Genomic DNA, 3,580 nt, shown 5'->3' with positions numbered 1-3,580 from the left:
CAGACATTGGCGCTTTCGCGCTGCTGTAAGGTTGTTGTCATTTGTTTATGATTGCTTTATTTGGTTTTCAATGTTCGGATGATGTTTATATTATTAACGGTGTTGTTAAGGTTTGTAAAGGGGTTTGACGACAGTTAAACTGATGACTGTGATTAGGAAAGCTTATGAAAGGAGAGACAGGGGCGATCGCCAGGAGTTTTGTTAAGAAAGTTGAGGGTTTTGCTTTCTGTGGGTCAGCTCGTGATACCTTTCTAAAACCTGAAAGCGGGAAAGTCCGGTGCAATTCCGGCGCTGTGCCGCAACTGTAAAAGTCAGAATGCCGATTTCGGGGGCGCTTTGTGGGCGTTTACTTTTGGATTCCCTGCGTAGCACGGGGAGGAGATTATTTGTTAGCTTTGACTGATTTGCCGACTTGTCCGGGTTTATTTTACGGTTCCCAAGCCCGAGACGGAGTTTTATCGAGAATGCGGATTCCGGGGGGAATTTTAAACGCGCAGCAGTGTCGGACGATCGCCGATTTGGCAGATCAATACAGTACCGGCTGTTTGCAAGTGACAAATCGGGCAAATTTGCAAATCCGAGAAGTGAACTCGGAAATTGCCCCGGAAGTCTGGAACCGCTTGCAGGAATTGGGGATAGCGTCTCGGCGCGTTGAAGTTGACCCGATTCGCAATATTATGGCAAGCCCGACAGCAGGGATCGATCGCCACCAGTTACTCGATACTCGCCCGCTAGTCAAAGCTTGGGATGATTACCTGCAAACACATTCCGAGTTGTCGGAACTTTCCCCTAAGTTCAGTATTGGCTTCGACGGCGGGGAATCGGTTTCGATCGAGGCTTTACGCAACGATATTTTATTAGCTGCATTCGGTCGTTCAACCCAATCAGAAATCGTTTTTCGGCTGCATTTAAACGGCGATACAGGAATTTTAATCCAAGAATCGCAATGTATTTCAGTATTAGCCGCCCTCGCTAGCGCGTATCTTGAATACACCAAAAATCGACCTCGAATTGATGGAAAAAAACCCCGTTTGCGTCACCTGCTGGCAGATTGGGGCGCTGAAAGTTATCTAGAAAGGGTACAGCAGAATTTACCATTTTTATTGCAGCAATTCACATCTTGCACCTTTCCCAAAAACAGGCAAGATGCCTCATCTGAAAAATCCCTCTCCCATCACCGACATCTCGGCATTTACCCTCAGCAACAGTCCGGTTTCTCCTACATGGGAATTGCACTGCCTCTCGGTAGGCTAGAATCAAAGCAACTGCGGAATTTGGCAAATTTAGCCCAAAATCTAGCCAGCAGTACCCTGAGACTGACGCCGTGGCAAAATCTGTTGATTTCTGACATCCCCAACTCCCAGCTTTTTGAGGTAAAAGAGCAAATCGCCGATTTGGGATTGCACTCGTCGGCGACTCGCCTAGATTCGTGCTTGGTGGCTTGTGCTGGCAGCAGCGGCTGTGCGTCGGCGGCGACAGATACTCAAAGTCACGCCCTAGCAATGGTGAGGGATTTAGCGCAAAAATTGACGATCGACCTGCCGATTAACATTCATTTCAGCGGTTGCCAAAAGTCCTGCGCCCAGCACCAGCCAATTGATATCACACTGGTGGGAATTCAGATTGAGCGAGGAGACGAGACGATCGAAGGTTACGACATTTACGCGGGTAGAAAAGATTTGCCCTTCGGGCGACCAATTTTTCCGGCGGTGAGTGCGATCGAGATGCCCGGTGCGATCGAGCGAATGTTGCGGGTGTATCAGCGGTTTCGAGAGCCTGGGGAGTCATTTGGTGAGTTTGTCGATCGGCAGGCGATCGACAAATTGCAGGAATTGTTGAGTACCGAAAATCGGAATTGAAAGTGAAAAAATATCTCAGGAAAACAGACAATTTTTAATTATTTCTCTTTCTATCTTTCTTGATATTTCTTCCTTCGCGTCCTTTGCGCCTTCGCGGTTCATTCAAAAAATCTATTTCACAAATCCCACAAAATTCCCATAGCAGTTTTAAACAATGATTGACTACATTCGAGACGGAACAGAAATCTACATTAAATCCTTCGCCACAATTCGAGCCGAAGCAGATTTGTCAAACTTGCCGCCCGATTTAGAATCGGTAGCCGTGCGAGTAATTCACAGTTGCGGCATGACCGATATTGTTACAGATTTAGCAGCTTCCCCCGGTGCAGCCACCGCGGGACACAACGCCCTCGTCGCAGGTGCGCCGATTCTATGCGATGCCCGGATGGTGGCCGAAGGCATCACTCGCAAACGCCTTCCGGCTGACAATCCGGTGATTTGCACCCTCTGGCATTCCGAAATCCCAGAGTTGGCGCGCCAAATAGGAAATACTCGATCGGCTGCGGCGCTTGATTTATGGCTGGATAACTTGCAGGGTGCGGTTGTGGCAATTGGCAATGCCCCGACTGCTTTGTTCCGACTACTGGAAATGTTGGATGCCGGAGCACCCAAACCGGCTTTAATTCTGGGTTTCCCGGTAGGATTTGTGGGGGCTGCCGAATCCAAAGCCGAACTGGCCGCCAACAGTCGGGGAGTGCCATTTATTACGTTGCACGGGCGGCGCGGTGGCAGTGCAATGGCAACGGCGGCTGTGAATGCGTTAGCGAAAAAGGATGAATTATGACTAAGGCTACTGGTAAATTGTACGGTTTGGGTATTGGCCCTGGCGATCCAGAGTTGATTACTTTGAAAGCTTATCGGATTTTGCAATCGGTGCCGGTGATTGCCTATCCGGCGATGGAAAATGGTAAGGTGCTGGCGCGGGCGATCGTTGCGGATTATCTGCGCCCGGAGCAAATTGAGATTCCGATGCCCCTGCCTTTTAGTCCGACGCGATCGTCTCAACCTTATTATGATATTGCTGCCGAGAAAATTGCCGCACATCTGAGCGACGGACTGGATGTGGCGGTGCTATGTGAGGGCGAACCTTTTCTCTACGGCTCGTTTATGTATCTATTCAACCGTTTGTCGGGGAGATTTACGACGGAAGTTGTGCCGGGAATTTCTTCGACAATGGCTAGTGCGGCTGCGTTGGGAGTGCCACTAACTTATCGTAACGATGTGTTAAGTATTATGCCTGCGACGCTGGATGCTGAGGTTTTGCGCGATCGACTGGCGGTTGTTGATGCGGCTGTGATTATTAAGCTGGGGAGGCATTTTGCGAAAGTCCGGGACGTGCTGATTGAGTTGGGACAGTTCGATCGAGCTTTGTATATAGAACGCGCAACTATGCCGAATCAGCGAATTCGGGCGATCGCAGATGTCGAACCCGCTGAAGTTCCCTATTGGGCTCTCATTATGATACCTAGCCAGCAAAAGTCTGTATCTTAATATTTCCATGCCTGAAGGCGACGCGCTTCCAGGCTTTACCTCCTTTTTTGTGCATTCTTACCTCTTTATCCTGTTTTCTTCATATTGATAACTTAACCTTATAACTTACATCAGTTAATCTGTTGTTAAAATAGTTTACAAACCTTAGAATATGCTTTATGTTTATTTACATGGCGGAACACAAAGCCGTCACGAACATTGAAAACCAAATAAAGCAATCATAAACAAAT

The 3,580-nt window shown here is 48.4% G+C and carries 3 protein-coding genes and 1 riboswitch; all 3 genes read left to right on the top strand.

Annotation, left to right across the window (positions count from 1 at the left end; genetic code table 11):
* The first annotated feature begins 250 nt into the window (after positions 1 to 250).
* A riboswitch (adenosylcobalamin-variant (AdoCbl-variant) riboswitch) is annotated at positions 251 to 330 on the top strand.
* Positions 331 to 338: 8 nt separating this feature from the next.
* The 3 genes from cobG (at position 339) to QUB06_RS34225 (ending at position 3,350) form a co-directional block, all read left to right on the top strand.
* Positions 339 to 1,859 (top strand): precorrin-3B synthase, encoded by a 1,521-nt coding sequence (gene cobG, locus QUB06_RS34235; protein WP_333439250.1) that lies wholly within the window; start codon positions 339 to 341, stop codon positions 1,857 to 1,859.
* A gap of 154 nt (positions 1,860 to 2,013) precedes the next feature.
* Entirely contained in the window at positions 2,014 to 2,643 is a 630-nt protein-coding gene (locus tag QUB06_RS34230; RefSeq protein WP_333439248.1) for a precorrin-8X methylmutase, read from the top strand.
* Positions 2,640 to 3,350 carry a precorrin-2 C(20)-methyltransferase gene (locus QUB06_RS34225; protein WP_333439246.1) on the top strand — a complete coding sequence of 237 codons (711 nt, stop codon included), beginning with the start codon at positions 2,640 to 2,642 and terminating at the stop codon, positions 3,348 to 3,350. Before QUB06_RS34230 ends, QUB06_RS34225 begins: the two co-directional genes overlap by 4 nt.
* The last annotated feature ends 230 nt before the right edge of the window (positions 3,351 to 3,580 follow it).

It is taken from the genome of Microcoleus sp. D2_18a_D3 (assembly GCF_036702455.1).
GTDB lineage: Bacteria > Cyanobacteriota > Cyanobacteriia > Cyanobacteriales > Microcoleaceae > Microcoleus.
The sequence above is the reverse complement of the archived record's forward strand: the minus strand, read 5'-3'. Positions and strand labels throughout refer to the sequence as shown.